The following is a 26,526-nucleotide window of genomic DNA, read 5'->3' as shown; positions in this document are numbered from 1 at the left end:
GCGGGGTCGGGCTCAGGTTTTTTTCGGCGGCGAAGGATTGGCATCGAAGGTATGCGGCGGCGCCACTTGCAGGGTGGTCACCGAGCCTTGCGCCGACAGCGAGTACGTCACCTTGGAAATCAGCATGTCTTCATCGAACCCGAGCACCGGATCCTTGACCCGCACCAGGGTGTTGTGACGCCACAGGTCACCGTTGGACTGACGCCAGCCCTGCACCTGATAAGAGGTGGTCAGCGCCCGGCCCATACGGGTTGCGCTTTCCCATTGGGCCCGTTGCTGGGCCAGTTCGAAGGTCAGTTGCGAGCCTTCGTTGATGATCGTGGTACGCCGGCGCTTGAAGCTCAGGTCGGCCGCCACCGATTCCACTTCGCTGACCGCTGCCCCGCTCTTCTTGTCGTTGCCCTTCTGCTGGCCGATCACCCGGTATTCAGAGAACACCTGGCTGAAATCCATCGGTGCATTGGCCGAGAGAATGTTCTTCCCCAGCTCCAGTGCATCGCTGGCGCGACCGCCGCTGCCCGGTTTGGCGAGCACCAGCCGGCCTTCGGCGTCATCGGTGGAAAACACCCGGTACAGCGAGAGCAAGCGGTCGATCGACTGAAACGCCGTTTCACCCGGCACGATCGTGTGTTTGCTCAGGCGTGCGGTCTCGGGAATTTCGTTGACCACCATCAACGCGTACTCCATGGCCAGGGCCTGGACGATGTTCAACAACGACTGATCCTGCCATTGGCCGGGGTTGTTTCTCGCCGCACAATCCACCAGATCCTGAGTCTTGGAACTGCCTTCGATGCTCAGGCTGATCTGCCGCCCGTCATAGCTGATCGGGGCCTTGAACACATAACCGGTGAGCACCAGATCCTTGCCGATCCGCACTTCGCACGGATCGCCGGCCTTGATCCGCTGATCCACGGTCTGTCCCGGCCATTGCCAGGTGATGTCGAGTTTGAAGGTGCGGAACTGGCGCTCCAGGTCCGCGGTAATCTGCACGCTTTTCCAGCCGCCGTATTCCATGTCGCCGACGGTCAGCGTCACGCGGTTGTCAGTCTCGTTCATGACTCACTCCCTGGAAACTTTGACTTCGTTGGGTGAGAAGCTCGGATGAGACAGACCGTTGCGCTGAATGACCTCGGTCACCCGCGTGGCGTCGCCAAACTGTTTGTAGGCCACGACTACTGCCGGAAAGGTTTCCTGGAAGGTTTTGCTGACCAGTCGCACACCGGACGAAGCCACAGCCTTGAGGTGCGCGATCAGCGCTTCCTTCACATCGGCGATGGCCTGGTAGTGCGCGGGATCGGCCTTGTCCTGGGCCTTTTGCAGCGCTTCGCTCAACTCCTTTTGCAGGGCTTGCAGATCATCGGTGACCGGCACTTCCTGACGAGTGATCGGCTGCTTCGATTGCTGCTCCAGCGAGGGGGTCGAGTTCAGTTTTACCGGCGTAGAGGCCACTGGCATCGAGGCAACCCACTGCGCGACTTTGACGATCAGGGTGTCCTGCACCAGGTTGGCCATCGCTTGCGCGGCGGCGTTGGTGTCCTTGCCGGTGGTGATTTTCGGTGCATCGGCCTTGCGGATGGCTTCGAGTTGTTGGGACACGTCGGCAATCACGCCACGGTAGCCCTCCTTCGCGAATTCCTTCAGCTCCTTGATATCGCCTAGCAGACCTTTGAATTCCGCTGCCACTTCCTTGGGCAGTTCCTTGACGGCCCTGACCAGCTCGGTGATCTGCTTGTACTGCGCGATCAGCGGTTTGAGCTGCTCCTTGATCACGTCATACACGCCGGTCAGGCTGTTGCGCAGATTGGCGATGCCGATCCGCGCCGCCTTGATCAGGGTCATCGCCTGTTCGAAGCGCGCCACCGCCGAACCGAGCAAACCGTCGGCCTTGATCAGCAGGACTTTTTGCGTGCTGACCGTCGCCGTGGGAAACGGCAGCGGCCGGTCCGGGTAGAACTTCAGGCTGAAGGTCACCATCCCGCCGTCCTGGCGGGTGTGGGTCATGTCGCACTCGCCGACCTTGACCTGCAAGCGCCCCAGCCACGGGTGCACCAGTTCGCCGCTGCCCTGTTCCAGGGCCTGGAGCAGCTTGTCGCGCTGCTCCAGGCAATCGGCACCGATGATGAACGCCGTCAGATCGTGGGTCTTGGCCTGCTGGCCGAGATCCTCGAAAAACGGCAGGTCGCGCTGCGGGTATTCGTGCAATTGCCCCTTGCGACCGACCGGGGTTTTCGCCTGGTCGATCCAGAAGCCGACACCGCGAAAGGATGCCGGCAACAAACGGTCACGCCAGTTCATTGGAACCTCCTGCCGATAGCGAGCGATAGCCGATGCGCGAACTGAGCGCCAGCCCCGGTTGATTGGTTTGCGGTTGATCGGTGCGCAACCCCGCCGGTGCATTTTCGAAGCGCACCGTCAGGCCGCCTTCGAGTTGCGTGCGGTTGTTGGCAGCACTTTGCTGGATCAGTGCGCCAGAAGATTGCGGCAAAGAACCGCCCTGCAACGCACTGCCGCCCTCGGGTTTCGGGCTGGCACCAAAGAATGCCGGCGCCAGTTCACCCTTGCCTTCGGCATTGGTCTGGCGTTGCGCCTGGGTCAGGGTTTCGACCTTGCCGGTGACCTTGGCGATCAGCCCGGCGAAGCCACCGTCGAACAGTTCCTTGATCGGAGCGATGACGGTTTGCAGCTTTTGCCACAACTCGCCGAACCACTCGGTGATCGGTCCCCAGTTCTTGATGATCTGCCCCAACGGTGTCCATTCGAACATGTTGTGCAGGAACTCCAGCACCGGTGCGGCCAGCGCCTGCACCACGCCCCACAGCGCCGAAAACACTTCGCTGATCGGCTGCCAGTACTGGGCGATCTGCTCCAGCGGCGACCATTCGAACAGGCTCTGGAAGAAGCTTTTGACCTGCTGTGCCGAGGCTTGCAGCGTGGCCCAGATCGGTTCGAAGAACGTCACGATGGCGCCCCAGTTGTTGACGATCATCCCCAGCGGGGAGTAGTCGAACAAGGTGCCGAAGAAGTCCTTGATGGCTTGCGCCGCCGGTTGCAGCGAGGCCCAGATCGAGGCGAAGAAGCCGGTGATCGCCCCCCAGTTGTTGATGATCATCCCCAGCGGCGTCCAGTCGAACAGACCTTTGAGGAACGACATCACCGGCACACTCAAGGCCTTGAGCAATTCCCAGATCGCCGAAAACAGACCGGTCAACGGCCCCCAGTTTTCCAGAATCAGGCCCGCGGGCGACCACGAGAAAACCGACTTGAAGAAGTCGATCACAGGCGCGGTCACAGCCTTGACCTTGTCCCAGATCCCCGAGAAGAAACCCGTGACCGGTTCCCACAGCGCCGCCAGTGCCTCCAGCGGCCGCCAGTCGAGCACCGAACGCAACGTCGCCATTGCACTCGCTCCGGCGTTTTTCACGCCCTCCCACAATCCGGTGAAGAACGCGGAAATCGGTGTCCAGTTGGCCACGATCAAACCGGCCGCCACCGCAATGCCCATGGCGATCAGCATGATCGGATTGGTCTTGAGCACCATGCTCATCACGTCGAACACCTGTGTCGCACCGGTGACGGCGGTTTGCATGGCAGAAAACGCAATCGCCCCCGCCGCCAGCCCTTCGACCAGTTTCGGGTTGTCGGCCAACAGGCTGCCGACCTGGGTCAGCACCGGTTCCAGCCCGACCACCAACGCCCCCACGGCCGGCACCAGTGCGGCGTCCACCGCGGCGGAGACCTTTTCCATCGACGCACTGAACACGTTCATGTTCTGCGCGGCGGCTTTCGGTGTTTCCGGCAGATCGACGGTTTTCGCCGTTTCGCTGACTTCGGTCAACTTGCCCTGAAACGCCGCAGCCGATTTGATGCCGTCCACGAACGGCGTAATCACGCTGCCGCCCTTGAACAGACCGCTGATGTCCAGTTTGCCGAGGCCGGTCTGTTCGAGGTTTTTCTTGAAGCTCTCGACCTTTACTCGCAGGGCACCGAGCTTGGGCGACAGTTCATCGATGCCCGTCAGCAGCACCGAGGTTTTCTCTTTCTTTTCTTCGTCTGCCATCACTGCACCTGCTGCATCGCATTGATCCGTTGCGCGTGCTCCAGCGATTCGCGGAGCACATCCAGTGGCCTGGCCATCATCTGTTCGGGGTCAACCTTCCAGAACCAGGCCAGGTCATAGGCGACCGAAATCAGGTCGGTGATGGCTCCGACGCCGCACTCATGAAAAAACTCGCAACGGCCCAGCTCAGCGCGTTGAGGTCAGCCAGATCCAACTGGTTGACCGACGACGGCGGAATGCCAGCGCACACAGCGATGTATTTGGCCGCCACGTCCATGTCGAGGCTGACCTCTTCGCTCTTGTCGATCTTGTACGGCAGCGCCTTGATCGCTCGTACCTCCTGCACCGTCGGACGGCGCAGGACGAGTTCGGTCAGGGGCTCGCCGTGAGCTTCGATCGCAACTTGAAGCTTCACGGCGCCGCTCATTGCCAGGTCCCCTTGATGCCTTCGAATTTCAGTTCGATGGTGGCGTCATCGCCTTTGGAGACTGGTTCTTCGACCAGGTAGGCACCGGCCAGTACGTAGACTTTGCCGTTGCTGAATTCGCAGGTGACGGTGATGTCGGTGCCTTCGATCAGCTTCTTCAGCGGGAAGTCGGCGGTGTGCAGCGCGGTCACTTTGAACGACGGCGCGATGTCGGTTTCCTTGTAGAAACCCGGCACGACGGTTTCACGTTTGACGGCCATCAGCGGGGCTTCGCAGCCGCCGTTGATAGTCAGTTGTGCACCGTCGACCTTGACGTAGCAGGTGCCTGCAATCAGTTGACCCATGGTGTTACTCCCTTCAAATAAAAAGCCCACGCAAGGTGGGCTGAAATCACAGTGTCAAACGGGCCGATCAGGCGACGTCGTCGTACTGCAGACGGAACTGGTTGAGCAGTGCGAACACGCGCAGACCGTTGATGTAATCCGGCGGGAACAGCACGTTCACGCGGCTCGGGTCCTGCACGTCGCGCTCGACGATCAGGTGCTCGGCGAACAGCTCGGCGTTTTCCACGTGGCCTTCCAGTTCGAGCTTGGCGTACTGGGCAATCAGCTCACCGCGAATGGTCGCCGGGGTGACGATCGGCTGGCCGGCGCCGAAACGGGTGCCGTCGGAGGCCAGTTTGTGGCGACCGTATTTGCTGGTGATCACGCTTTGCAGACGACGCACGATGAACGCCGACTGGTGCATGGTTTCGCTGTCCAGGTACGAGTTGTCGGCCTGGCCGTAAGCGTTCTTCTGATAGGTGGTGATCGAGCGCTGGATGCGCACGTAACCGCCTTCGTAGTACGCGGTGGCGATGCCGTAGTTGAGCAGCGACTGACGCTCGGTCAGGGTGAAGCGCTCGCTGGACGGTGCCGGATCGACACCCGGCAGGCTGCCGCTCTGGGTCGGGCGGCTGGCATCGGCCGAGATGAACACCGAAGTGCGTGCAGCCAGTGCCGCAGCTTGTACCCACACCGGTTGCGGAACGCCCGGCTCCAGCGCCTGAATGGTCATGTGCTGGTCATTGCGAGCTTGACCGGCTGCCACCAGAGTGCCGACGGTGCCGCGCTTGGCGCTGTAGACGTGACCGAACAGTTGCTTGGCCCACGACCAGCGACCGGTGCTGTCATCCATCACCGCTTGCCAGGTGTTGAGGGTCGCCAGGTCGGACCATGGCAGCGTGATGAATTCGAACGGCTCATCGCCCAGTGCCGCAACGGCAGCCACTTGATCCGGTACACCGACGCCGCCGGTCATGGCGGTGATCGCGGTGGTCAGACCGGCCGGGGTTTCTTCGCCGTTGCTCTTGCCCAGGCGATTGAATTGCAGGCTGATGTCGTTGCCGCTCTCACCGGTCCATTTGGCGTTCAGGGTTACCACGCCTTCAGCGGCTGCAGCGCTCACCGGCAGATCGGCGGTGGCGTTGATTTTCTGTGCCAGGGCGGTGGCCGCCTGGGCAGCAGTGGCACCGTTGACCACGGTGGCCTGTACACGGACGCCGCCGACATACAGGTTGAGCACGCCAGCCTGAGTCGCGGTGCCGGTCAGGGTCAGCACGCCTTTGGCGATGGCACCGGTGGCGTTGTGCAGCGGCAGGCACCAGATCTCACCGATCGGGTCGGCCTTGCGGAAGGTCTCGTACATCGAGGCCAGCATCGAGCCCTGGCCGCCAATGCTCTTGGCCAGTGCCACGCTGGAAACCAGCACCAGTTTGCCGACTTCGCTCGGGGCGATGTTGTCGTTGACCTGCGCCACGATCAGGCGGCGCATGGACGAGGACGCGCTATTGGCGGCCGAGTTGTCCATTTCGGCATAGAACAGCGGTACACGAATGTCCGCAGGAATGTTGCTGAATCCGATCGCCATTATTTGGCTCCCTTTTGTTTAGCTGTTGCGGTTTTGAGGGTGATATCGCCGTCGGCCAGACGCCGGCGCCACCAGGCGCTGTCCAGCACTTCACGGCCTTCCAGTGGCAGCAGGTCGCCTGCTTCCGGGTCCGGCACGGCACGGCCAGCGGCCGGCACTACGGTGATGCGGTTGCTCATGGGGTTACGTCTCCAGAGAAAGTCATTTCCACGCGCCCGTCAGGGCCCGGGTGTTTCAGGTTGGGGTCGGCCGGGTCGATCGCATCGACCCGCACGGTGACCCCGGTAAAGGACGACAAACCGTCCAGTTCACGTTCGTGCCAACTCTCCGCAGGCTGACTTGGCAGATTGCGGCCCAGCTGGAACTCGGCAAAAAAGCGCAGCCGGTAGAACGCGCGGCTGCTGTTGATCGAGACCGTTTCGCCGCCGTCATAAACGATGGCGCTGTAGTCGGAACCGGGCTTGAAACCCACCAGCGCCCGCCACACTTCGGCGCGCAGGTCGTGCAACAGATCCAGCGCTTTTGTGGCGTCCGTGGCATCAAGCACCAGGATGATTTCGAAGCGGTCGCGGATCGGTTGGCTGGCAGAGTTCTGTGCGGTGCTGGCGCTGGCCAGATCGGCCAGCGGTAAAACATGAGCCGACGGTGTCGGCAGATTCGGGTTGCCTTGCAGAAGCGCCAGGTCGACACCTGTCGCGATATGGCCGGCAAGGCTTGGGCATTGCGCACGCAGCTGCGTGAGGATCGGGGAGATCTTCATGGGGAGCGTTCCAGGATGTGTGAGTGGCCACAGTGATGCGTGTGGCGGTGAGACCGGGGGATCAGTCCTTGGCTTTTGCCTCGGGATCCCGGCCGTTGGCTTCGATCAGGCAGCGATAGCTTTCTTCGGGCTTGCCGCTGGCAGTCACCTTCTCGATCGACCAGCGACCGCGCATGAAGTCGGGCCAGGTGTCATCGAGCACCAACAGACCTTCGGCCACCAGCAGCGGATCACCCGGGCAAGTAACTTTCAGCTTGTATTTCTCGCGCAGCATCTTGCGCACTTCGGCTTCGCCGATGGCTTTGGCTTCTTCCACACTGGCCTGTTTCTGACGAATGACCTTGTAGGGCGCCGAGCCGGTTTTCACCTCTACCTGCTTGCCGGCATTGGCGTCCCAACAACAGACTTTGCAACCCTGATTCTGGGTCCGCGCGGTCTCTTCCAGCGTGGCGCTGATGAAGGCGTGATCGCCCGGCCGATTGTTGTGGGTCACCGACAGCCTGACGTTCGGTATCACCTGACCCGACAGGGTTTTGAGCTGCGCCGGTTTCGCCAGTACGTAGAGGTCGTTGAACGGTTTCGCCACCGCGTCGTACTTTTTTGCCAGCCGCGTGATGAAGCTCATGTCGGTTTCGTTCGACTGGTCGACATGAGCGATCCTGATCAGCGCCAGTTCGGGATCGACGCGCGGGGAGAAACCGTGCGGCTCAACCAGTTTGCGAAACAGCCCGCCAAGCGTCGTGGGGCCATGACTGGCCGTGCGCCGTTCCTTGAATCCGGTTTCGTCCTTGCCGCTGAAAGGCGCGGCGGTCGCGACCAGCGTCAGGCGCAGCGGGAACAGTGTGGGTGTCAGTCGAGTGACCTTGAAATGGCCCTTTTCGACCAGCCCGGTCTCCAGATAGCCCACCCGCAAGCCTATGATTCCGCCCAGGGTCGGCAAGCCTTCAAGGCCTTCCAGGTCGAGCACCAGCGTCAGTTGATCGGACTCCATTCCGGCGGCATCGATGTGTTCCCAACTGATCAGGCGCTGGTTCAGCAGGTCCTTGTTAGCGCCGTAGATTTCGATCGCCGGTGTAAATCCCTGTGCCATGCAGCCTCCTTAATCCCAGGCCAGAACCGGTTTGATCGCGGCCGGTTTCGAGTCGAGCTCCGGCAGAGTCACCCAGACACCGGCCGGCAGGATCGGGCCGTGCTCGGCCAGGGTCGGGTTGAGTGCCCACAGGGCTTCTTCGGCGCTGTCATCGCTGCGACCGGTTTCGCGGTAGAGCAACAGATTCACCGAATCACCGGCCACGCTTCGTACCTTACGCATTGTTGAACTCCGACAATCCGATGACCCACTTGATCACCATCGCGGTGCCGTCATCGATGACCTCGCTCTGGTTTTCGTCGATGCTGTTGATCCGCCACAAACCCCAGTTGCGACCAATGCCGTCAATCAACGGCAGCGGTACTCTCAACGCTTGCAGCGCACGCAGCTCATCGAGCCGCTCCATCGCCACGGCGTACATCGAGGTGCCGCCGATGGTCAGGGATTCGGGCTTCTGGCCTGTCTGGTGGGACCTGGGTTTGCTGTTGAGGATCTGCAGATCAGTCCAGCCACCCTCGGATTTGCGCGACAGCGTGCTGTACGCAAAGTCCCGGGACAGTCCGAAGATGAAACTGCCCAGTGCCATTTGTTGTTTCATTGGGCGACTCCATCGGTCAGGGCTGCGTCACGGCGTATGGAGAGGGCATTGCCGGCCACACCCGGGACAAATTGGGACGTGAAGTGCGACTCAAGCACCTGCGAAAGCATCGTGCCGAGCTTCTCGGAGTTGAGCATTTCGCTGCCGCTGACATGAACTGAAGGTGCGTAGGTGAATTGCGGAGGTGGCGTTGGTGTTTGCATTTGCGCCGCGGACAGGTCCTTGGCGACTTCCGCTGGCGGGGCGAGCTTGTCCTCAGGCGGCGTCGCCTGATGCTCCCCCACATAGGACCCGATTATTCCACCCAGCGTGCCACCAATGAAGGTTCCGATGCCGGGCGCAATGAACGTACCGATCGTAGCGCCAATCGCCGTTCCGGCCAGTTCACCGGCCGCGCCCTTTACCGCTTTGTCATCACCTTCGCGCCAGCCTTTCAACCCTTTATAGGCAGCGTGAGCAATGGCCAGAGGTGCACCAACCTTGATGGCAGGCAATGCCTTGACAACCGACGGCATGAGCTTGCCCCCCAAACCCTCTGCCAATGACATGACTTTCGCGCCAGCCCCGCTCAGCCGACTCGGCATGGCGCTTTTGACAACATCGCCAACCATTCTGAATCGGGTGAGCGCATCGTCGAACATGGGTGCGACTCTGGCCGTCACACCACTCAAGCGACTGCTCCTGCGGGTTATGGAAGCGGTGCCGGCCGACCGTGCAGCAGAAGGGGTGCGTCGGCGTGATCCACGCCCCTTCTTCCTGCTTTTGCGACCGTCGCCATCGTTGTCATCACCGCCTATCACATTGGCAATATCCGGCGGCAGTCTCGCCGATGCCAGGCGCAATAGTTTCGTGGAAACCACGTCGAGCACCGAGGCCACGCCGGACTTCAACGCCCCCCCCACAAACGGCATGGCTGCCACGCCGAGCAGAACCAGCCCTGCCGTGAGGGCCGGGAACGTTTCTGCCGCTGCGCTCACACCGTTGACCAGTGCGGTGAGCACTACGGCGGCACCGTCAGCCAAGGGCGCAAGCGCCGTACCGAATGCAGTGGTCAACCGGGTCAGACTTGCGTCCAGCGCATTCCAGCGACCCTGCGAAGTATTGCCAAACGCCTCTGCGGACTTCGCCGCAGCACCTTCGCCCGCGCCAAGCTCCGTTGTTGCGTACTTGTGCTTGTCGGCTACCAGCGAGAAGGCGTTTTTTACATCGTCCGGCTTCTTCAGCAGTTCGAGAACTCGGGTGTCGTTTTCGCCGAACAGCGTCTTCGTCAGTGCTGCCCGCTCTTGCACAGGCTGCTCGTTAAGTGCAGCAAGAACCGAGTTGATGACAGCAGGCGCATCCTTCCTCATCCCCTCAGACAGCGATTGAGGATCAAGCCCTAACTGAGTCAAGGCTGTTCGCTGCTCAGTCGATACCGCCCCGCCTTTGGCCAGCATCGAGGTGATGCCTTTAAGCGCGGCGCTGGCGCCCTCCTTGTCCGCACCACTATTGAGTAGAGCCGCCGCCAATGCGGCGACCTGTTCGGGCGTCAATCCGGCGGCAATCGCACTCTCGCCGGAACGTTGCACCACCGAACCGATGTCGGCGGCCTTGGCATCCAGACCGCTATTGCCGAGGTAGGTCGTTGCATCCGCAAGATCCTGGCTTTGATACTGATCCAGCTTCAGCGAGGAACGCCACGCGGCGAGCGTTTCGCCAGCCGTCTTGACGTCCATCCCGAATGCCGATGCGTTGATTGCGGCATCATGGGAGAACCACTTCAGTTCGTTCGCCCGCTGGTCACCTTTGGCACCATCGGCAATGCCGGATCTGGCTCCGGCAAGCTGCACTTGCAACAGATCCGCGTTGGTCGCACCACTGGCGGATATCTGTTTCTCGCAGGCGAGTTCCAGAGTGCTCTGCGAGTGCGCTTGAAGCTGATCACTGCTCAGTTTGAGCAACTGATTGAGTTCGACAAGCGCCGTCTCGTTGGCCATGGCTGGTTGCATGAGCTTAGGAGGTGGACGCTGCTCGATCTCGGCCTTGAGTTTTGACTTTGGTTCGGCGCTTGCAGCCGGGGATGCAGCACTCACCTTGAACAGCGACTGCTGATTGGCCAACAGCTCTCGAAGCTTGATCTGTTCCTGGGTCAGTAAACGAATATCCGCACTGGCCATAGCCAGTGCCAGACTCAAATCCACCAGCGGTGTGCCGAGGCTGTCGGGCGATATCGATCCGCCCGCCAGTCTGGCGTTGCCGAACGCCATGCTTCCAGTCTCGCTGGCGAGCATCGGCGCATACTTCGTATCTGCCATGCCGCTCTACTCCTGTTTCACGCCAAGGCGAGTGATCGCTATGTCGTAGCGGCGCAACGCCTTTTCGGCGTCCCACTCCAGAATTTCCGCCTCACTTACCGGGTAAATGAGCGGCACGATATCGAGGATTACTTCGATGTCGCGCTCTGAAAGAAGGCCGCCGGCTGGTTTAAAAAATCGTCGATGCGCACCTGCAATTGTGTCCAGTCCGGGACGGTCATCAGGGCCAGATCGGGGATCATCAGGCCGGTGCAATGGGCGGTGATGAACTCGGCGCGTTCCTTGGCCGTTTTCAGTTTCTTCATCACTTTGGTGGCACGCAGCGCCGGCATTTCCAGGCTCAACGAGGTGACGGTGCGGCCGGTGACGGCGAGCGGTTGCAGCAGTTGCACCTGGTCGGGATCGTCGGTTTTTTCCGCGTCTTCGACCTGGTCGAGAAAGTACGACGCCGGACGGGTCGACATCTCGTGCACGTACTGCGCAATGGTTACGTAGTCCGGACGTTTGAGCTGGTCGAGTTCCTTGACCGACAACCCGGTGGCCAGCAGCGCCAGTTCGAAGAACTGATCGTCTTCGTCATCACCGGCGCGTTCCAGCGCGTCTTTCTGGGCGGCGTAGAACAAAGGCTTGAGCTGGATCGTTGCGATCTGCGAGCCGTCGTCACCGGTGATCGGCGACAACAGGTCATGCTGGGGTGGCATCCACGACATGAAAGGAATTCCTTGGGTGTTCTTGAAGATCCCTGTGGGCGTGAGCGCCCACAGGGTGTGTGCTTGATGCGCCGAAAAGGCTTACGGCATCAGCACCGCACGGCGGGCATCACCAAGGATGTCGACGCCGTTGAGCACGAACTTCTGGGTGCGCACGTCGATGTCGATCACCGGAATACCGTTTTCCAGACGGTTGTAGGTGCGGCAGGAGAGTTCCAGCGTGGTGATGGCTTTACTGCCCATTTTCAAGGCATCTTCAGCCAGAGATTTCAGCTTGCCGCCGACGGTGTGATAGGTGAACCAGGTGTTGCCGTCCTGATCCTGACCGGCTTCACGCACGTTCAGCAGAATGTCGTCGCCCAGCTTCACGCCCATCGCCAGCAGCACTTCTGCGCCGGTGCCTTGCAGCTTGAGCGTGGCATTCAGCGGCTTGGCGCTCTTGGCCATTTCCTCGACGATGAAGCGCCCGCCCGTCATGCCTTCCATCTCGAAATCGATCTTCGGCGGGGTGAACTCTTCCACGGTCGCCGACAACGGCAGGCCTTGCAGGGTGGCCGCGATGGCCTGTCTTACGCGGTTGGTAAACATTAGAGAACGTCCTCCAGGAACTGCTCGATGATTTCATCGCGGGCGTTGAGTTGATAAACCATGTGTTCGTTCGGCGCGTAGCGGCCGTAGTCGATGACCACGTACCAGGTGCCGTTCTTGTACTTCTCGACGCTGTTGAGTTCCGGGTGCAGGTAGACGCTGCCGCCAGGAATGGTTTCGTCGGCGACCAGGGTTTGCAGCCAGTCGTTGATGCGCTTGACCTCCTGATCCATGAACGACTTGGTCAGGTTCTTGGCCATGGCTTTCTGGCCGGCCTTCACCAGCTTGCGGCTGATGGCGTCTTCCAGACCGACGTAGCTGATGAACTTGCCGGTGATGGAACGGTTGCCCAGCAGCGAGAAGCCGCCCAGCACGGTGCGGGCGTAGTAGCTGACGCCGTAGCGGTTGAGCAGATCGCCTTCGGTAGAGGTGTCGAGGATGTTGTACTCAACGACGCGGGACACGTCTTCGGCGTAGGTCACCTGGTTGCCCGGGCTTTCCCATTGCTTGACCTTGGCCAGCGCGGCAATCGCCAGGCTCGATGGCGCGAGGAAGACGTTTTTCTTCGCCGCTTTCGAGTACACGGCGGGCATGTTGTGCACCACCAGGCAGCGGTCGAAACCGAGGTCGGCGCCGCCCAGATCCTTGCTGTACAGCACCTGATCGGCGACCGAAGCGTCCTTGCCGTCCAGCACCACACGGGCCTTGATGCGCTTGCCGAACGAGGCGAACTCGCTGGCCACCGCTTTAGTGCCGGTGAAGCCCGGCGCGCCGATGATGGTCAGGTCCTCCGGTACGCTGCCCAGTGCCGCCAGACCGAGTTTGCGGCCGGTGGCTGGCTCAACGCCGCCGATCACCGCGTTGACGGTATCGGCCGGGGTCGCGCCCGCTTCGACGATCACCACGTACACCGGCACCTTGACCACTTTGAGGATCTGGTAGACCGCGTGGTACAGGGTGCCCTCTTCCGAGCCGGTCGGATCAAGCATTGCGTGGGTGGTGAAGCTGTTGATGCGAAACGGTGCGTTGCGCGGAATCAGCGGATCGGCTTTCGGCGCGGTGCCGACCAGACCGATGACGTTGTCGCCCAGGCCACCCATGGCCTCGGGGGATTCGGTGGCATTGACGGTAATGCCGTTGTGCTCGAAGTTCAGAACCTCAGCCATAGTCAGTCAGCCTTCTTGGCAGCGGCCTTGACGGCCTTGGTGGTAGGTGTTTTCAGCTCCAGTCGACCGGCGCTGTACAGGGCACTGGCCTCGACATCGAGCAGATCGAGTTCCTGGCCGACGCTCGACCAGTGCCCACCGCCGGTGGGGAATGGGACGAGCACGGTGTAGGTTTGGCGGGTTGCCATTTTTCGTTTCTCCATAAACGGGAAAGCCCCTCAGAGGGAGGGGCTTGGCGGGTGTTGATTGTGTTGAGTGGGAAAACAAAACGCCCCGGATTCGGGGCGTTATTGAAGTGACGGTTCAGGTTTCCCGGTATCTGTCACAGCTGTCTGGATAGCTTTGATTGCTTCGTCGGCAGCCTTTCTGGCTTCATCGATTGCGCCATTCGCAATCCTGTCTCTGATCAGCTCTTTCGCCTCCAGGCGGTGTTCGCGGACTAGATAAAGTACTTCTGCGTATCTGGCGGATTCAGCCAGCATGCTGTCTGCGGCTTCCCGAGGCGTGCGGCCCATGATTGCCCAGGCAGCGACCGAACGTGGCACTGCGTCTGCGGGATAGCCGGCATCCTTGAAAGCTTGCGCTTCGGCCGTCGCTCGTTCGTATTCGAACGCCCGCAACGGGTCGCCTGCAAAAGTCTGTCGTGCCTGGTCGGCGTAGTTATCAATCCTTGCGCACAACTCGGCGCAGGTCGGCACAGGCTCACCGTCATGCTCCCATTGGCCTTTCCATTCGCCGGTATCACTGACTCGCTCACCTTTGAATCGCGGATTCCAGCAAGGTTGAGGCAATTGGACGGTCGTCCAGTTTACGGCCCCATTGGGGGCATCGGAGGCGTAGAGAAACCGCCCGGTTTGATCAATGACAAAAATCATATTGTCCCCTTAAGCCGCTTGAACGCAAAAACTGAACTGGCACTTGTAACCAGCCACGCCTGCCGTCGATCCAATCGAGTAATCCAGGATAACTTCGCCCGTGGTTTCCACACGCCACGACAGCAACCCCATTCCAAGTTGACCGGTGGTCCCCCAATCGCCCGTCCCACACATTCTGCAGAGGGGACGATAGCCTGGTGGAAGTGTGAACATGACCAACGAATCGACACCGTTACTTACCCAACGTGCGGCATCAAGGCTCACATAGACATTGCCGTTGGCTCTCCAGTAGCGGGAGGAATTACCGTCAGTGAAGCCATTGATAAACGCAGGAACCAGGAGGGTAGTCGCTGAAAAATTGTTTAAAGCAGCGGTGACTACGCTGTTGGTCTGGGCCTGGGTATAGCTGTCGGTAATTCCGTAGCCCGCCAGCGAATTGGGTTTGCCAGAGGTAATCTTGCTCCAGTCCAGCGCAGGGATGTCGGATGCGACCAGAGTTGTGCCACTGGTAGCCACCCCTTTGGCGTTGACGGCAATTTTTGTGTAAGTGCCGGCAGCAACACCTGAATCGGCAAGTGCCAGGGCAATGTTGGCATTCGCCGATCCGTCAAATGACGCGCTACCACTCGCCGCGCCGGAGATGGAAATACTGCGTGCCGTTTCGAGCTTTCGAGCCGCGACTGCAGTGGCGTTGATTCCAAGAGCGTCAGTGATCCCGAAACCGGCCAGTGTCGTGGGGTTAGCCCCGGCCGTTGCGCGGCCATATTCGTCGACGCTCAGACTCTTGTAAGTACCGGCAGCAATCCCCGTGCGCCCGGCCAGCATCTTGAATGTCAGCGCGGTAGTACCGAGGGTGATCGGCGCGTTGGTGGTCAGGTGCCACAGCGAATCGCCGTTCAGCGTGCCCTCTTCCACCATCACCGTCAGGCCTGGCGTGACCTTGGCGCTGACGTTGGCATCGTTGGCCCGAGTCCAGTCACCGTTGGCGACGATCCACAGACCGTTGTCTTTCGCCAGGGTCTGATTCGGCAGCAGCACGCGGTCGCCGGCAATCACCGCCACACCGTCGATCTGCTGCGCACCGTTCAACACCACGTTGGCGGTGGCGGCGACACGTACCGACTGTTTGCCATCGAGTTTGCCGAGTTCTTCGGCGAGGTAGCTCATGACCCAGGCGCGGGTAGCCTTGACCACGGTGTCATCGATCAGCAGCGTCACCAGCGAAGCATTGCTGGTCTCGAAAATCGAGCGGATGTAGAACTCTTTGCCCGAGCCCGACGTGGCCAGCACCGGTTTGAACGACTCCGGGTATTTGACGATGGCGTAGAGAATGCCGGTGTCGGTCCACAGGCCGGCTTCACGCACATACCAGCCGCCGACGTCCGGCGGAATGGTGACTTCTGCGAGCAGCCAGCTCGGATTTTTCTCGTCCTGGAACAGCGCGTTGAGCGGTCCGCGCCAGACTTCGCGCTTGAGCGCGGTAGCCGTCGCGGCCGGGTTGTAGACCGCGCCACCGCCGTCGCCGACGGAAATCTGCGTCAGCTTGATCGGCACGCCCGCTGCCTTGCAGGCGGTTTCGTAGGCAATCCCTGCGTTGGTTAGCAGGGTGTAATAGTCAGCCATTCAGGCCCCCTGAGGATAAATAGTGGATGTTTCGACGGTGTAGAGAGCGGCCGCCATGAAGGCTTTGCCGGAGGTTTCGAGTCCTTCGAGGAACACCGGATAGACCGTGGTCAGCTCGCCGCAGAACGTCGCGGCGCCGATCACATGAGAGCCAAAGGCGCTGAGGCCGACCGACACCGACAGCACGTCCCGTTCGCTCTTGGCATCAGCCAGGCGTCGGTCGAGACGGGCGTCGATTTCTTCGCTGTAGGGTTGTTCGCTGAAGGCCCGCACGGAGAAGCTGTAAGGCGCGCCCGGCGGAGTCTGTTCGTACCAGGCGCGAATCTCGGGTCTCAGTTGCAACCCCTTGGCGGCGTTCTCCAGCGCCTTGCGGGTGCCGGCCTGGCGCGCGGTGGGCCAGGCCAGTTCGACGGTCAGGCGTTTTTCGGCTTCCGGTGCGTCGGTGCTCCATTCGGCCACCCCGCGATCCGCCGCGAGATACGGCAGGAACGCGACGGGCGTCGAACTCGGGTTCATCAGCTCGGGAAACGGTGGCGCGATGCGGTCAAGCAATGTGCTGAAGCCGATGTCGAGTGCCCGCTCCAGCGCCGAGCTGTTGGCCGGCAGCAAGGTCGGACGCGGTGTCTGGTCCGTCATAGTGTCTGAACCTCAACCTCGACCGCCGTGCAGTACGGCGCTTGAAACGCGGTACATACGATCGGCGTCAGCGGTTCAAGAATCTGCAATTGCACGGCACCGGCGCTGTGCAGCGTGTAGTCGATCCAGCTCGGATCGACCCGCCCTTCCAGACGATGGCAACTGTCGGCGTAGGCCTGCAAATGCTGTTGCGCGGCGACTTTGGTCAGGCCCGAATCCGGGCCGGAGTTGATCTTCGCCACGACGCGGATCTTGTAGCGCTGAATGTCCGCAGCTTTGACGGTGACCTTGTCGGTTTCCGGGCAGACATCGGGGCGGGCAAAGTGTTGGCGCACGCCGTCGAGCAATGCGGCGGACGGTGTGCCGTCGGCGTCTCGGGAAAGCACAGTTACTTGCACTTCACCGGGGGCCGTGCGGCGGCCATTGCCATCCTTGACCTGTGCAGCGAGGCCGTCCGGGGCGAAGGTGTAGGTGACGTCGACGACGCCGGCATCGGTGGATTCGACTTTCACTGCCGGCCGTTCGCCGAGGGTGAAGACTTCGCGGCGATACTGCATCCGCGAGCCCGCCGCCGGTGCATGGGGCGCCAGGTAATAGCGCAGCCGGGCGTCATCGTCGCTTTCGTAAATCGCTGGCACCGGCGGGAATGCCGCCGGGTCGCCCGGGTCGAGCAACTGTCGCTCCAGACCCATGTCCGCCAGCCGTGCATCGAGATTGCTGCCGGTCGCCCACCACGCCAGCATCTGTTTGATCCGGGCGTTGTATTTGCGTTCGTGGGTTTGCAGGCGAACGCAGAAAGCCTCAAGGGCCAGGGTCAGCAGTTCGCTTTCGTTTTCCAGGCTGGTCTTGAGTTTCGCCGCGCTGTCCGGCGAGCGGGTGCCGACGTACTCGAGGACGAAGGCCTTGAACTCGGCGAGCAGATCCTCGAAGGCCTCGACCTTGATCAGTGAGGGTTCGGCCAGTTGGTTCTGACCAGGGATCAACATGCTCATGTCACGACCTCGAAAGTCTGTTGGCGGTTTTTCCAGGTGCCGGCAAATCGCAGCAGCAACCCCGCGCCCTGACGGCTGGCGACGATCACTTGCGGCTGGAAATCGCCGATGCCGTTCTGTGCGTTGTAGAACGCCTGCGCGGCGTGGCTTTGCGCCAGAAGCAGAACGTCATCGCCGAGGTTCTGCCCCAGCAACGTGGGGATCAGCGACCCGTACAAGGGCCGCTTCTGCCGTGTGCCCAAAGGCGTGGTCAGGGCCCGGGTCGCGCGCTGCACGAATTGCAGCCAGTCGTCGACCGTGGCCCCGGTGTTTCTATCGATTCCGATCATGGGAGGCTCTTGATTCAGGGGCTGATGACGCGACCCTGGTGATCCACCAGCGGGCCGCTGAAGTGCACGCCCGAGGCGTCGATCGTCAGGCCGACAGCGCCCAGTTGCAGGTTGATCGCTTGCGGCGTCATCACCAGCCGTGCGGGGCCGATGCTCAGCTCAAGGGATTCGCGAGAACCGCTGAAAGCCACAGGACCGTTTTGCCAGTGCAGGGTGTGAGAGGCATCGTCGTAGCCACTTTCGCTGCCATCGACATGCACCCGTCGCGTCAGCGTGGGGACGGTGGCAGCGGGTGGAAACCGATCACTGTTCAAGCCGAACAACGCCACGCTTTGCGCACCGCTTTCGCCGCTGCCGTAGTTGAACAGCAGGCACTGTTCGCCAACGCTCGGAATCCGCGACTCGCTCTGTGCGCCGGCGCTCGGGTTGAAGAACTTGATGGCCGGGGTGAGCAATCCTCCGTGGCTGACCTTGCAGGTATTGCTCGCCGCATCGACTTCCTGACAGATGCCGATGCGGCAATAACTCTCGGCGCGTCGGTGCAGGTCTTCGATCTCCGCTTCCATCTCGGCCAGACGCTCGATGATCGGCCCCAGTTGCATACGCAGTATTGCGTCGAACATCGGTCAGGCCTCCAGCGAGGTGTATTGGTCGGGGTCGTCGATGTCGCTGACTTCCCAGGTGCGGGCGAATTTCGGTGTGCCGAGCGGGTCGTCGAGCAAGGTCGGGCCCAGGTAGAGGGTCTGGTTGAACGACAGCGTCCAGGCTTTGCTCTGTTGATCGGCACGGGTGAGCAAGGACGGCAATCCATCGATGTTCATCGGCAGATCACATTGATCGCCGGGCAAGCCCCAGCGGTTGTCGGTGATCAGGTTTTTCAGTGCGGCGATCAGGTCGCAGGCAGCAAACGCCGTGGCGGAAACTGCCGGAATGACCTGCAGCGACAGCGTCAGCACATGGGCAATCCGCCCGTTGGCTGCCCGCTCTCCCGGTGCATTTCGTTCGATATCGATCAACACCCAGGCCTTGTCGCCGGGTGCCGTAAAGTCATCGCGATTGCCGACTTGCATGTTCAGGTCAACGTTATTGCGCAAGGCTGTCGCCATCGCCGTGAACAGCTGCGATGGCTGCCGGATCGGTGCGGGCATGCATGACCTCCTTTTCAAATGTCCACGCGCAGTCCCGCCGCAAGGCGTGCAGCGAGACAAGAAAGTGAAGGGGTTACTGTGGGTCGCGCGGAGGTACTTCGCAGACGCCGATGCGCTTGGCGGCCCAGCGTTCGTAGAGACCGATGGCGACGTCGGCACCGGCCATGGCGGTCAGGCAGCCAAACGCGCCGGCGGCCCAGATCGACATGCCGGCGGCGTACAGCAGCATGATCGCCGAGACGCCGCAGATCATGCAGGCGCCGGAGCGCAGGGCCAGCCGTCGCAGCAGTGGCCAGCCGCGGGCGCCGTCCTTGTCGGCGCGCCACATTTCGCCGGAGACCCCGCCCGCCACGGCAAGCAGGATGACCAGCCAGATCGGCATGTCCGCCAACGCTTGTTGCTCGTTTGTCATGTCACGCCTCCTGGTGTGATGGATGAGTGGTGTGTGTTGGGTTCAAACGTTTTCTCTCGAGGCAGGCATTCCAAAAAGCCCGGCGCGGTGGCCGGGCTTTTCAGCAATGCGTTCTCGATAACTGAGCTGACAAAGCGCTTGGGACAGTCGCACCCGGCCAGTTAACATCGCAAGGCTGTCAGTAAGGAGCTACTGGCCAGACAATATTTGCCGGATAACCCGGCTGCTTATCGATGTCGCTGACGGCAATCGAGTACTGCTTGTGCGCCAACAACTGAGCCTCGTCCGCGGCCGAAGCGACGCCGAGGTCCACTTTGAACTGCAGGGAATTCATTAGCAGCCAGTTGGCGGCGAAATTCAGCAGTTGCCATTTCTGTTGCTCGGCTTCGTTGCGCAGGTCTTCGTCGGAAGGTGGGGTAAATGTCCAGACCTCATTAAAGGTCGCCGACCAACCCACGCGAATTTCGCTATTACCGGTGACATCAACCCAAAAGGACGTCGGCGAAGCTGGCGCTTCCGGGATGACCTCACTTTCTCTCAGTTGGGTGACTTTGCTGTATTCAACCAGCGCATAGAGATTCATGGTTTAACTCCTTGGTTTTTTGTTGATCCAGATGAATGCCGTGATGAAACCTGGCAGGCATTCCAAAAAGCCCGGCACTTAGGCCAGGCTCTTCAGTTGCGCACGCGCTGAGGCGAGTGACTCAGAAAGGAGCAACCGGCCAGTGGAGCGCCGTTGGATAACCGGCCTGATTGTTAATCTCGGTCAGGTCGACGATGTACTGTTTGTAGGCTTGCCACTGCGTCACCTCTGCCGGGGTTGCGGCACCCAGCTCTACCCGGTATTGCAGCGGGTTATACGTCAGCCATTCGGCTGCGATAATAAAACGCTGCTTTTTGCGTGCAGCGGCAATGGCCAGGTAGTCCCCGTAAACAGGTTCAAAAAAGCCCGGGGCCGAGCCGGAGTACCTGTATATCAAACCAACTTGAACCTCTGGATTTGCGGTGACATCCATCCAGTAGTCCATCGCTCCTCCCTGTGTAGGAAATGGCGGTTGACTTTCAGCCTCCACGATTTGGTTGACCACATAAAAGCTGTACCCAGCCATCAACTCCATAAATGCATAACGATTCATTCCAATTTCCCTTTGTCTGTTTAACCAGGCCCTGCTCTGCACAATATTCATTGCAGGTGATCTGCTCAGAGGAGCATTCCAAAAAGCCCGGCAATGCGCCGGGCTTTTCAGTAATGCACTCCTTTGCCTTCCTTCAATCCTGTGTACGTGAAGGACGCTGACTTTTCGGCGCTACTGGCGCGGTACGAGTCCGTTCAAATTGTTTTTCCGACCGCGGTCCCTGCCCGCCGGATAACTGCTTCTGGTGCTTTACGCTGCACACCCGGGTCAGTTGCCAACCCTCTGAACCGTTGAGGCCGGTTCATCGCTGCCTGTTCTTGTGGAACTAAAGAGCTGTTGTTGCCAGCCGCTTTGTCGAGCGGCTTGGTGGCAAGGATATGCATGCATGCATATCCAGTCAATGCGTAAATGCATTTATTTATGCATGAGAAATGCGCGGATGCATCAAAGCCCCGCCGATCAAGGGTTGGCCGCTTTTCTACAGGCGAAAAAAAACCCGCCGTGGGCGGGTTTTATCTGAGAGAGGGGTCGTTATCGGGCGTACATGCCCCACCAGAAGACGTGACCGAGGATGACAATCTGTTCTTCCTGCATATCCTGGAAGCTGTAGTCCTCGTCCGGATGCTCATCGCGATTGAAGCTGCGCAGGCGGATACCGGTAGGCAGGCGATAGAGCTGCTTCACCCGCAATTGACCATTGTGATTGATCGCATAAAGGTCGCCATCGACAATGTCGCCGATCCCGCACTTGCCCGCGTTGACACCGACAGTGGCGCCGTCACGCAGCACCGGCAACATGCTGTTGCCCCGTACGGTCACGCATTTGGCCTGGTCGAACTGCACACCATTATGGCGCAGGCTGCGCTTTCCAAAGCGCAGGCTAGAGCGTTCGCTCTCTTCGATGACGAATCTTCCTGATCCAGCAGCCAATTCAACCTCGCGAAGGAAGGGCACCGACACCTCGTCGTCATCGACGGGCGTGTCATCGTCCCACAGGCTTATGTCCTTGAGTTCGGAATGCAACTCCTCGCGCCCGCCGCCGGCGACCGGCGCAACATCCGCGCGCCCGCGCAACTGATCGGTGCTCACGGCGAAGTACTCGGCAATCTTCGAGATGTGTTTATCCGAAGGATCGACGATCTTCCCGCTGAGAATCCGCGAGAGAGTGGATTGAGGCACGCCGGTGCGACGGTGGAGCTCCGTGGGGGAGATCCCGTGCTGATCGAGCAGTGCTCTTAAGACGGAGGATACGTTGCGTTTTTGCATAACGCGCATAGTGCTTGAAGTTTTTCGGGAAGACAAATGCTGATTTGCATAAATCGTGCATTTGACGTGTTCGAATTCAAACCTTGTTTCATTTCAAATCAATCGATTTCTGTAGAAGCGCAATCAATCGGACTAGCCTGATCAGCACGAAATCAACCTGGAAAGGATCTTCAAAGTGAATGATACCGACTCCACAAGGCGATCCATGTCACCAGCAGAACAGATTATTTCCTCCCAAGCGATTGTTTTTGCTCGCTCAAACAAAAAGGCCATCGCGAAGCGCCTCACAGACAAAACCGTCTTTCTCCCGGAGGAAGCGCCGGTATCCGTATTCATGGCAGGTTCACCGGGTGCAGGAAAAACAGAAGCGTCAATCGCTCTGATCAACCTTTTCGCGGATACGAAAATCCTGAGAATCGACCCCGACGAGCTGAGAAGCGAATTCTCTGAATACTCAGGAGGGAACTCGTGGCTTTTCCAAGGAGGCGTTTCGATTTTGGTTGAAAAAATCCTCGACTTCGCCATCGATCAAAGACAGTCATTTCTGTTGGATGGAACCCTTTCAAACATCGATGTGGCCAGAAAAAATGTTGAACGATCCTTGAAGAAAGGCCGGTTTGTGCAAATTTTGTATGTCTATCAAAATCCATTTCTGGCTTGGGATTTTGTGAAAGCCCGAGAGGAAGCTGAGGGCAGGAGGATCCGAAAAGAGCATTTCATCGATCAGTATTTTGCAGCACGTGACGTAGTGAACTCGCTTAAGTTAGAGTTCAGTGGTGATATCCATGTCGATCTGTTGCTCAAGCACATCGATAACTCGGGGCGGCTTTACAAAGCTGGTGTCGACAAAATTGACTACCATATACCTGAGAAATACACACGAGCCGATCTTCAAGCCAGGCTCGGGACACCCTAAGGAGCGCATTCATGATTTCTATTAAGCTTGGCGCTAGAAAAGGTGCCAAAAACCCCTTTGCCGACTTTATTCGTAACGCGAAGGCCGAACAAAAGAAGCGTGTCTATGGTGAGGTTTTGACTGAGGCGACCAAGCAACAGAATCTCGTCATGATGCAGGCCGAAGTGAAACGAGCCTGATAGTTTACATTTTTCCCAGAAAGCCCGGCCAAGTGCCGGGTTTTGTCATTTCCTGACCGCAATCGGATACACCGCACTATCCAACCCGGCTCAGGGCAGCGCCTGCAAGACCGCCCATGGTAACCTTGCGCCCATCGCGGAAAAGCCCGGCCACTGCCCCGCTTTTACCCCACACCTTCCAACGAGTTACCTGACAATCCGATGAATAAAGCCGTCTCCGACCTGTCCTCCCACACCCCGATGATGCAGCAGTACTGGCGCCTGAAGAATCAGCACCCGGACCAGCTGATGTTCTACCGCATGGGCGACTTCTACGAGATCTTCTACGAAGACGCGAAGAAGGCGGCCAAGTTGCTGGACATCACCCTGACTGCCCGTGGGCAATCGGCGGGGCAGGCTATTCCGATGTGCGGGATTCCGTATCACGCCGCGGAAGGCTATCTGGCGAAACTGGTCAAGCTCGGCGAGTCGGTCGTGATCTGCGAGCAGGTCGGTGATCCGGCCACCAGCAAGGGCCCGGTCGAACGTCAGGTGGTACGGATCATCACCCCGGGCACGGTCAGCGATGAGGCACTGCTCGATGAGCGTCGCGACAACCTGATCGCGGCGGTGCTGGGGGACGAGCGTCTGTTCGGTCTGGCGGTGCTGGACATCACCAGTGGCAACTTCACGGTGCTTGAGATCAAGGGCTGGGAAAACCTGCTGGCGGAGCTTGAGCGGGTCAACCCGGTCGAGCTGTTGATCCCGGATGACTGGCCAAAGGATCTGCCGGCGGAAAAACGCCGTGGCGTGCGTCGCCGCGCGCCGTGGGATTTCGAGCGTGATTCGGCGCTGAAAAGTCTTTGCCAGCAATTCTCCACTCAGGATCTCAAAGGCTTCGGCTGCGAAACGTTGACCCTGGCCATCGGTGCCGCCGGTTGCCTGCTGGCGTACGCCAAGGAAACCCAGCGTACCGCCCTGCCCCACTTGCGCAGCCTGCGTCATGAACGGCTGGACGACACCGTGGTGCTGGACGGCGCCAGCCGCCGCAACCTGGAACTCGACACCAACCTGGCCGGTGGCCGCGACAACACCTTGCAATCGGTTGTCGACCGTTGCCAGACCGCCATGGGCAGCCGCTTGCTGACCCGTTGGCTGAACCGTCCGCTACGCGACCTGACCGTACTGCTCGCACGCCAGACCTCGATCACTTGCCTGCTTGACCGCTATCGCTTTGAAAGCCTGCAACCGCAGCTCAAGGAAATCGGCGACATCGAGCGGATTCTGGCGCGGATCGGCCTGCGCAATGCCCGTCCTCGCGACCTTGCCCGCCTGCGTGATGCACTTGGCGCCCTGCCTGAACTGCAAGTGGCGATGACCGATCTGGAAGCGCCGCATCTGCAACGTCTGGCGACCACCACCAGCACTTACCCCGAACTGGCAGCGCTGCTGGAAAAAGCCATCATCGACAACCCACCGGCGGTCATCCGTGACGGCGGCGTGCTGAAAACCGGCTACGACAGCGAACTCGACGAGCTGCAATCGCTGAGCGAAAACGCCGGCCAGTTCCTGATCGATCTGGAAGCGCGGGAAAAGGCTCGTACCGGCCTGGCCAACCTGAAGGTCGGCTACAACCGCATCCACGGCTACTTCATCGAACTGCCGAGCAAGCAGGCTGAATCGGCACCGGCGGACTACATCCGTCGGCAGACCCTCAAGGGTGCCGAGCGCTTCATCACGCCTGAGCTGAAAGAGTTCGAAGACAAGGCGCTGTCGGCCAAGAGCCGCGCCCTGGCTCGCGAAAAAATGCTCTACGAAGCGCTGCTGGAAGATCTGATCAGCCAGTTGCCGCCGTTGCAGGATACTGCTGGCGCGCTGGCTGAACTGGATGTGCTGAGCAACCTTGCCGAACGAGCACTGAATCTCGACCTGAATTGCCCGACCTTCGTCAGCGAACCGTGCATGCGCATTACCCAGGGTCGTCACCCGGTGGTCGAGCAGGTGCTGACCACGCCGTTCGTGGCCAACGACCTGAGCCTGGATGACAACACCCGCATGCTGGTGATCACCGGTCCGAACATGGGCGGTAAATCCACCTATATGCGCCAGACTGCACTGATCGTGTTGCTGGCCCATATCGGCAGCTTCGTGCCGGCGGCCAGCTGCGAACTGTCGCTGGTGGACCGGATCTTCACCCGGATCGGTTCCAGCGACGACCTGGCCGGCGGGCGCTCGACCTTCATGGTGGAAATGAGCGAAACCGCCAACATTCTGCACAACGCCACCGAGCGCAGCCTGGTGCTGATGGACGAAGTGGGTCGCGGCACCAGCACGTTCGACGGTCTGTCCCTGGCCTGGGCGGCAGCCGAGCGACTGGCGCACCTGCGCGCCTACACGCTGTTTGCCACGCACTATTTCGAACTGACCGTGCTGCCGGAAGCCGAGCCATTGGTGGCCAACGTGCACCTCAATGCAACCGAGCACAACGAACGCATCGTGTTCCTGCACCACGTGCTGCCGGGGCCGGCCAGCCAGAGTTATGGTCTGGCCGTGGCGCAACTGGCGGGTGTGCCGAGCGAAGTGATCGTGCGCGCCCGTGAACACCTGAGCCGCCTGGAAGACACTGCTTTGCCGCATGAAGCGCCTAAACCGGCCGCCAAGGGCAAACCGGCGACGCCGCAACAAAGCGACATGTTCGCCAGCCTGCCGCATCCGGTGCTGGATGAGTTGGCTAAACTGGACATAGACGACATGACACCGCGCCGTGCGCTCGAAATGCTCTATGCACTAAAGAACCGGATCTAAGCACCGATGAACCGGATATAACGCAAAAGGCTTCAAGCTGTTAGAATCTCGCGCGGTTTGGGATGCTGCTGGCTAATAGCCTGGCTGGCAGACATCGCTCCCGAACCTGGCGACCCCAACCGTGAAGGGGCAACGCTGCCGCCGCCTGAGGAGAAAATTAGAAATGACCTTCGTCGTCACCGACAACTGCATCAAGTGCAAGTACACCGACTGCGTAGAAGTCTGTCCGGTGGACTGCTTTTACGAAGGCCCGAACTTCCTGGTGATTCACCCGGATGAGTGCATCGACTGCGCCCTGTGCGAACCAGAATGCCCGGCCGTAGCCATTTTCTCCGAGGATGAAGTCCCGGAAGAGATGCAAGAGTTCATTCAACTGAACGTCGAGCTGGCGGAGATCTGGCCGAACATCACCGAGAAGAAAGAATCGCTGCCGGATGCCGAAGAGTGGGATGGCGTCAAAGGCAAGATCAAAGACCTCGAACGCTGATCTGTCCCGCGTTTGAAGAAAAGGCCCCTTGCGGGCCTTTTTGCTTTTCCGGGTTTTGCTTTTCTTCAGTGTCTAGTCCTGAAATAGGTTTACACCTGTTTCACTCCAGCGCCCGATGCATCGCATCGGGCGTTTTGTATTTCAA

General features: G+C 60.1%; 31 protein-coding genes. 4 read left to right on the top strand and 27 right to left on the bottom strand.

What is annotated here, in order from left to right; translation table 11 throughout:
- Window positions 1-12 precede the first annotated feature (12 nt).
- From AC1RR7_RS23245 to AC1RR7_RS23115, 27 genes are all read right to left on the bottom strand, one after another.
- Window positions 13-1,056, bottom strand: a complete 1,044-nt coding sequence (locus tag AC1RR7_RS23245) for a phage baseplate assembly protein (protein ID WP_493158505.1) — start codon at window positions 1,054-1,056, stop codon at window positions 13-15.
- A gap of 3 nt (window positions 1,057-1,059) precedes the next feature.
- Window positions 1,060-2,295: a DNA circularization protein gene (locus AC1RR7_RS23240; protein WP_493158504.1), complete on the bottom strand. Its 1,236-nt coding sequence runs from the start codon at window positions 2,293-2,295 to the stop codon at window positions 1,060-1,062.
- Window positions 2,282-4,057, bottom strand: a complete 1,776-nt coding sequence (locus AC1RR7_RS23235) for a phage tail tape measure protein (protein WP_493158503.1) — start codon at window positions 4,055-4,057, stop codon at window positions 2,282-2,284. Before AC1RR7_RS23235 ends, AC1RR7_RS23240 begins: the two co-directional genes overlap by 14 nt.
- A 130-nt stretch (window positions 4,058-4,187) precedes the next feature.
- On the bottom strand, window positions 4,188-4,484 hold the full coding sequence (locus AC1RR7_RS23230; protein WP_003222226.1) for a phage tail assembly protein: 297 nt from the start codon (window positions 4,482-4,484) through the stop codon (window positions 4,188-4,190).
- On the bottom strand, window positions 4,481-4,828 hold the full coding sequence (locus AC1RR7_RS23225; RefSeq protein ID WP_007908779.1) for a phage tail tube protein: 348 nt from the start codon (window positions 4,826-4,828) through the stop codon (window positions 4,481-4,483). Before AC1RR7_RS23225 ends, AC1RR7_RS23230 begins: the two co-directional genes overlap by 4 nt.
- Before the next feature lie 67 nt (window positions 4,829-4,895).
- The gene (locus tag AC1RR7_RS23220; protein WP_493158502.1) at window positions 4,896-6,392 is read right to left on the bottom strand and encodes a phage tail sheath subtilisin-like domain-containing protein; all 1,497 of its coding nucleotides are present in this window, start codon (window positions 6,390-6,392) and stop codon (window positions 4,896-4,898) included.
- Window positions 6,392-6,571 carry a DUF2635 domain-containing protein gene (locus AC1RR7_RS23215; RefSeq protein ID WP_007954893.1) on the bottom strand — a complete coding sequence of 60 codons (180 nt, stop codon included), beginning with the start codon at window positions 6,569-6,571 and terminating at the stop codon, window positions 6,392-6,394. The genes AC1RR7_RS23220 and AC1RR7_RS23215 overlap by 1 nt, the downstream gene beginning before the upstream one ends.
- A complete protein-coding gene (locus tag AC1RR7_RS23210; RefSeq protein WP_102621403.1) occupies window positions 6,568-7,152 on the bottom strand; it encodes a phage tail terminator protein in 585 nt (194 codons plus the stop codon). The genes AC1RR7_RS23215 and AC1RR7_RS23210 overlap by 4 nt, the downstream gene beginning before the upstream one ends.
- Before the next feature lie 61 nt (window positions 7,153-7,213).
- Window positions 7,214-8,242: a phage tail protein gene (locus AC1RR7_RS23205; RefSeq protein WP_102621404.1), complete on the bottom strand. Its 1,029-nt coding sequence runs from the start codon at window positions 8,240-8,242 to the stop codon at window positions 7,214-7,216.
- A 9-nt stretch (window positions 8,243-8,251) separates the two neighbouring features.
- Window positions 8,252-8,464, bottom strand: a complete 213-nt coding sequence (locus AC1RR7_RS23200; RefSeq protein ID WP_102621405.1) for a tail protein X — start codon at window positions 8,462-8,464, stop codon at window positions 8,252-8,254.
- Window positions 8,457-8,840, bottom strand: a complete 384-nt coding sequence (locus AC1RR7_RS23195; protein WP_102621406.1) for a phage tail protein — start codon at window positions 8,838-8,840, stop codon at window positions 8,457-8,459. Before AC1RR7_RS23195 ends, AC1RR7_RS23200 begins: the two co-directional genes overlap by 8 nt.
- The gene (locus tag AC1RR7_RS23190; protein WP_493158500.1) at window positions 8,837-11,134 is read right to left on the bottom strand and encodes a phage tail tape measure protein; all 2,298 of its coding nucleotides are present in this window, start codon (window positions 11,132-11,134) and stop codon (window positions 8,837-8,839) included. Before AC1RR7_RS23190 ends, AC1RR7_RS23195 begins: the two co-directional genes overlap by 4 nt.
- Before the next feature lie 128 nt (window positions 11,135-11,262).
- The gene (locus AC1RR7_RS23185; protein ID WP_102621408.1) at window positions 11,263-11,844 is read right to left on the bottom strand and encodes a phage tail assembly protein; all 582 of its coding nucleotides are present in this window, start codon (window positions 11,842-11,844) and stop codon (window positions 11,263-11,265) included.
- Window positions 11,845-11,925: 81 nt separating this feature from the next.
- Window positions 11,926-12,432: a phage major tail tube protein gene (locus tag AC1RR7_RS23180; protein ID WP_096819596.1), complete on the bottom strand. Its 507-nt coding sequence runs from the start codon at window positions 12,430-12,432 to the stop codon at window positions 11,926-11,928.
- Window positions 12,432-13,598, bottom strand: a complete 1,167-nt coding sequence (locus AC1RR7_RS23175) for a phage tail sheath protein (protein ID WP_493158498.1) — start codon at window positions 13,596-13,598, stop codon at window positions 12,432-12,434. The genes AC1RR7_RS23180 and AC1RR7_RS23175 overlap by 1 nt, the downstream gene beginning before the upstream one ends.
- Before the next feature lie 2 nt (window positions 13,599-13,600).
- On the bottom strand, window positions 13,601-13,786 hold the full coding sequence (locus AC1RR7_RS23170) for a hypothetical protein (protein ID WP_474733833.1): 186 nt from the start codon (window positions 13,784-13,786) through the stop codon (window positions 13,601-13,603).
- Window positions 13,787-13,885: 99 nt separating this feature from the next.
- Entirely contained in the window at window positions 13,886-14,473 is a 588-nt protein-coding gene (locus tag AC1RR7_RS23165; RefSeq protein WP_493158496.1) for a phage tail protein, read from the bottom strand.
- 9 nt (window positions 14,474-14,482) lie between these two features.
- Complete coding sequence (locus AC1RR7_RS23160; RefSeq protein WP_255261907.1) at window positions 14,483-16,096, bottom strand: phage tail-collar fiber domain-containing protein; 1,614 nt, start codon at window positions 16,094-16,096, stop codon at window positions 14,483-14,485.
- Entirely contained in the window at window positions 16,097-16,732 is a 636-nt protein-coding gene (locus tag AC1RR7_RS23155) for a phage tail protein I (RefSeq protein WP_273539884.1), read from the bottom strand.
- On the bottom strand, window positions 16,729-17,724 hold the full coding sequence (locus tag AC1RR7_RS23150) for a baseplate J/gp47 family protein (RefSeq protein ID WP_102621412.1): 996 nt from the start codon (window positions 17,722-17,724) through the stop codon (window positions 16,729-16,731). The genes AC1RR7_RS23155 and AC1RR7_RS23150 overlap by 4 nt, the downstream gene beginning before the upstream one ends.
- On the bottom strand, window positions 17,721-18,053 hold the full coding sequence (locus tag AC1RR7_RS23145) for a phage baseplate protein (protein WP_102621413.1): 333 nt from the start codon (window positions 18,051-18,053) through the stop codon (window positions 17,721-17,723). The genes AC1RR7_RS23150 and AC1RR7_RS23145 overlap by 4 nt, the downstream gene beginning before the upstream one ends.
- Before the next feature lie 14 nt (window positions 18,054-18,067).
- A complete protein-coding gene (locus tag AC1RR7_RS23140; RefSeq protein WP_102621414.1) occupies window positions 18,068-18,676 on the bottom strand; it encodes a phage baseplate assembly protein V in 609 nt (202 codons plus the stop codon).
- 3 nt (window positions 18,677-18,679) lie between these two features.
- Window positions 18,680-19,201 carry a hypothetical protein gene (locus AC1RR7_RS23135; RefSeq protein ID WP_273539889.1) on the bottom strand — a complete coding sequence of 174 codons (522 nt, stop codon included), beginning with the start codon at window positions 19,199-19,201 and terminating at the stop codon, window positions 18,680-18,682.
- Between the two features lie 73 nt (window positions 19,202-19,274).
- The gene (locus tag AC1RR7_RS23130) at window positions 19,275-19,613 is read right to left on the bottom strand and encodes a phage holin family protein (protein ID WP_096819604.1); all 339 of its coding nucleotides are present in this window, start codon (window positions 19,611-19,613) and stop codon (window positions 19,275-19,277) included.
- Window positions 19,614-19,791: 178 nt separating this feature from the next.
- Complete coding sequence (locus tag AC1RR7_RS23125; protein WP_102621416.1) at window positions 19,792-20,196, bottom strand: tail fiber assembly protein; 405 nt, start codon at window positions 20,194-20,196, stop codon at window positions 19,792-19,794.
- A gap of 121 nt (window positions 20,197-20,317) precedes the next feature.
- Window positions 20,318-20,749: a tail fiber assembly protein gene (locus tag AC1RR7_RS23120; protein ID WP_158243863.1), complete on the bottom strand. Its 432-nt coding sequence runs from the start codon at window positions 20,747-20,749 to the stop codon at window positions 20,318-20,320.
- A gap of 531 nt (window positions 20,750-21,280) precedes the next feature.
- Window positions 21,281-22,015 carry a LexA family transcriptional regulator gene (locus AC1RR7_RS23115; RefSeq protein ID WP_102621452.1) on the bottom strand — a complete coding sequence of 245 codons (735 nt, stop codon included), beginning with the start codon at window positions 22,013-22,015 and terminating at the stop codon, window positions 21,281-21,283.
- Window positions 22,016-22,220: 205 nt separating this feature from the next.
- Here AC1RR7_RS23115 and AC1RR7_RS23110 point away from each other — a divergent pair, with 205 nt between their 5' ends.
- From AC1RR7_RS23110 to fdxA, 4 genes are all read left to right on the top strand, one after another.
- Window positions 22,221-22,931 carry a zeta toxin family protein gene (locus AC1RR7_RS23110; protein ID WP_192560912.1) on the top strand — a complete coding sequence of 237 codons (711 nt, stop codon included), beginning with the start codon at window positions 22,221-22,223 and terminating at the stop codon, window positions 22,929-22,931.
- Between the two features lie 11 nt (window positions 22,932-22,942).
- Window positions 22,943-23,110, top strand: a complete 168-nt coding sequence (locus AC1RR7_RS23105) for a hypothetical protein (RefSeq protein ID WP_192559909.1) — start codon at window positions 22,943-22,945, stop codon at window positions 23,108-23,110.
- 201 nt (window positions 23,111-23,311) lie between these two features.
- Complete coding sequence (mutS, locus tag AC1RR7_RS23100) at window positions 23,312-25,894, top strand: DNA mismatch repair protein MutS (protein ID WP_096819609.1); 2,583 nt, start codon at window positions 23,312-23,314, stop codon at window positions 25,892-25,894.
- 163 nt (window positions 25,895-26,057) lie between these two features.
- The gene (gene fdxA / locus AC1RR7_RS23095; protein ID WP_007908827.1) at window positions 26,058-26,381 is read left to right on the top strand and encodes a ferredoxin FdxA; all 324 of its coding nucleotides are present in this window, start codon (window positions 26,058-26,060) and stop codon (window positions 26,379-26,381) included.
- Window positions 26,382-26,526 lie beyond the last annotated feature (145 nt).

Source organism: Pseudomonas sp. GW821-FHT11G12, assembly GCF_058808055.1.
The sequence above is the reverse complement of the archived record's forward strand: the minus strand, read 5'-3'. Positions and strand labels throughout refer to the sequence as shown.

Coding starts and splice junctions, on each gene's coding strand:
- AC1RR7_RS23220 (WP_493158502.1), bottom strand. CDS start 6,392: ATGGCGATCGGATTCAGCAACATTCCTGCGGACATTCGTGTACCGCTG.
- AC1RR7_RS23210 (WP_102621403.1), bottom strand. CDS start 7,152: ATGAAGATCTCCCCGATCCTCACGCAGCTGCGTGCGCAATGCCCAAGC.
- AC1RR7_RS23225 (WP_007908779.1), bottom strand. CDS start 4,828: ATGGGTCAACTGATTGCAGGCACCTGCTACGTCAAGGTCGACGGTGCA.
- AC1RR7_RS23135 (WP_273539889.1), bottom strand. CDS start 19,201: ATGCCCGCACCGATCCGGCAGCCATCGCAGCTGTTCACGGCGATGGCG.
- AC1RR7_RS23180 (WP_096819596.1), bottom strand. CDS start 12,432: ATGTTTACCAACCGCGTAAGACAGGCCATCGCGGCCACCCTGCAAGGC.
- AC1RR7_RS23140 (WP_102621414.1), bottom strand. CDS start 18,676: ATGTTCGACGCAATACTGCGTATGCAACTGGGGCCGATCATCGAGCGT.
- AC1RR7_RS23195 (WP_102621406.1), bottom strand. CDS start 8,840: ATGAAACAACAAATGGCACTGGGCAGTTTCATCTTCGGACTGTCCCGG.
- AC1RR7_RS23165 (WP_493158496.1), bottom strand. CDS start 14,473: ATGATTTTTGTCATTGATCAAACCGGGCGGTTTCTCTACGCCTCCGAT.
- AC1RR7_RS23235 (WP_493158503.1), bottom strand. CDS start 4,057: ATGGCAGACGAAGAAAAGAAAGAGAAAACCTCGGTGCTGCTGACGGGC.
- AC1RR7_RS23190 (WP_493158500.1), bottom strand. CDS start 11,134: ATGGCAGATACGAAGTATGCGCCGATGCTCGCCAGCGAGACTGGAAGC.
- AC1RR7_RS23205 (WP_102621404.1), bottom strand. CDS start 8,242: ATGGCACAGGGATTTACACCGGCGATCGAAATCTACGGCGCTAACAAG.
- fdxA (WP_007908827.1), top strand. CDS start 26,058: ATGACCTTCGTCGTCACCGACAACTGCATCAAGTGCAAGTACACCGAC.
- AC1RR7_RS23200 (WP_102621405.1), bottom strand. CDS start 8,464: ATGCGTAAGGTACGAAGCGTGGCCGGTGATTCGGTGAATCTGTTGCTC.
- AC1RR7_RS23105 (WP_192559909.1), top strand. CDS start 22,943: ATGATTTCTATTAAGCTTGGCGCTAGAAAAGGTGCCAAAAACCCCTTT.
- AC1RR7_RS23115 (WP_102621452.1), bottom strand. CDS start 22,015: ATGCAAAAACGCAACGTATCCTCCGTCTTAAGAGCACTGCTCGATCAG.
- AC1RR7_RS23170 (WP_474733833.1), bottom strand. CDS start 13,786: ATGGCAACCCGCCAAACCTACACCGTGCTCGTCCCATTCCCCACCGGC.
- AC1RR7_RS23110 (WP_192560912.1), top strand. CDS start 22,221: ATGTCACCAGCAGAACAGATTATTTCCTCCCAAGCGATTGTTTTTGCT.
- AC1RR7_RS23155 (WP_273539884.1), bottom strand. CDS start 16,732: ATGACGGACCAGACACCGCGTCCGACCTTGCTGCCGGCCAACAGCTCG.
- AC1RR7_RS23120 (WP_158243863.1), bottom strand. CDS start 20,749: ATGAATCGTTATGCATTTATGGAGTTGATGGCTGGGTACAGCTTTTAT.
- AC1RR7_RS23245 (WP_493158505.1), bottom strand. CDS start 1,056: ATGAACGAGACTGACAACCGCGTGACGCTGACCGTCGGCGACATGGAA.
- AC1RR7_RS23150 (WP_102621412.1), bottom strand. CDS start 17,724: ATGAGCATGTTGATCCCTGGTCAGAACCAACTGGCCGAACCCTCACTG.
- AC1RR7_RS23160 (WP_255261907.1), bottom strand. CDS start 16,096: ATGGCTGACTATTACACCCTGCTAACCAACGCAGGGATTGCCTACGAA.
- AC1RR7_RS23240 (WP_493158504.1), bottom strand. CDS start 2,295: ATGAACTGGCGTGACCGTTTGTTGCCGGCATCCTTTCGCGGTGTCGGC.
- AC1RR7_RS23185 (WP_102621408.1), bottom strand. CDS start 11,844: ATGTCGTGGATGCCACCCCAGCATGACCTGTTGTCGCCGATCACCGGT.
- AC1RR7_RS23145 (WP_102621413.1), bottom strand. CDS start 18,053: ATGATCGGAATCGATAGAAACACCGGGGCCACGGTCGACGACTGGCTG.
- AC1RR7_RS23230 (WP_003222226.1), bottom strand. CDS start 4,484: ATGAGCGGCGCCGTGAAGCTTCAAGTTGCGATCGAAGCTCACGGCGAG.
- AC1RR7_RS23125 (WP_102621416.1), bottom strand. CDS start 20,196: ATGAATCTCTATGCGCTGGTTGAATACAGCAAAGTCACCCAACTGAGA.
- AC1RR7_RS23215 (WP_007954893.1), bottom strand. CDS start 6,571: ATGAGCAACCGCATCACCGTAGTGCCGGCCGCTGGCCGTGCCGTGCCG.
- AC1RR7_RS23130 (WP_096819604.1), bottom strand. CDS start 19,613: ATGACAAACGAGCAACAAGCGTTGGCGGACATGCCGATCTGGCTGGTC.
- AC1RR7_RS23175 (WP_493158498.1), bottom strand. CDS start 13,598: ATGGCTGAGGTTCTGAACTTCGAGCACAACGGCATTACCGTCAATGCC.
- mutS (WP_096819609.1), top strand. CDS start 23,312: ATGAATAAAGCCGTCTCCGACCTGTCCTCCCACACCCCGATGATGCAG.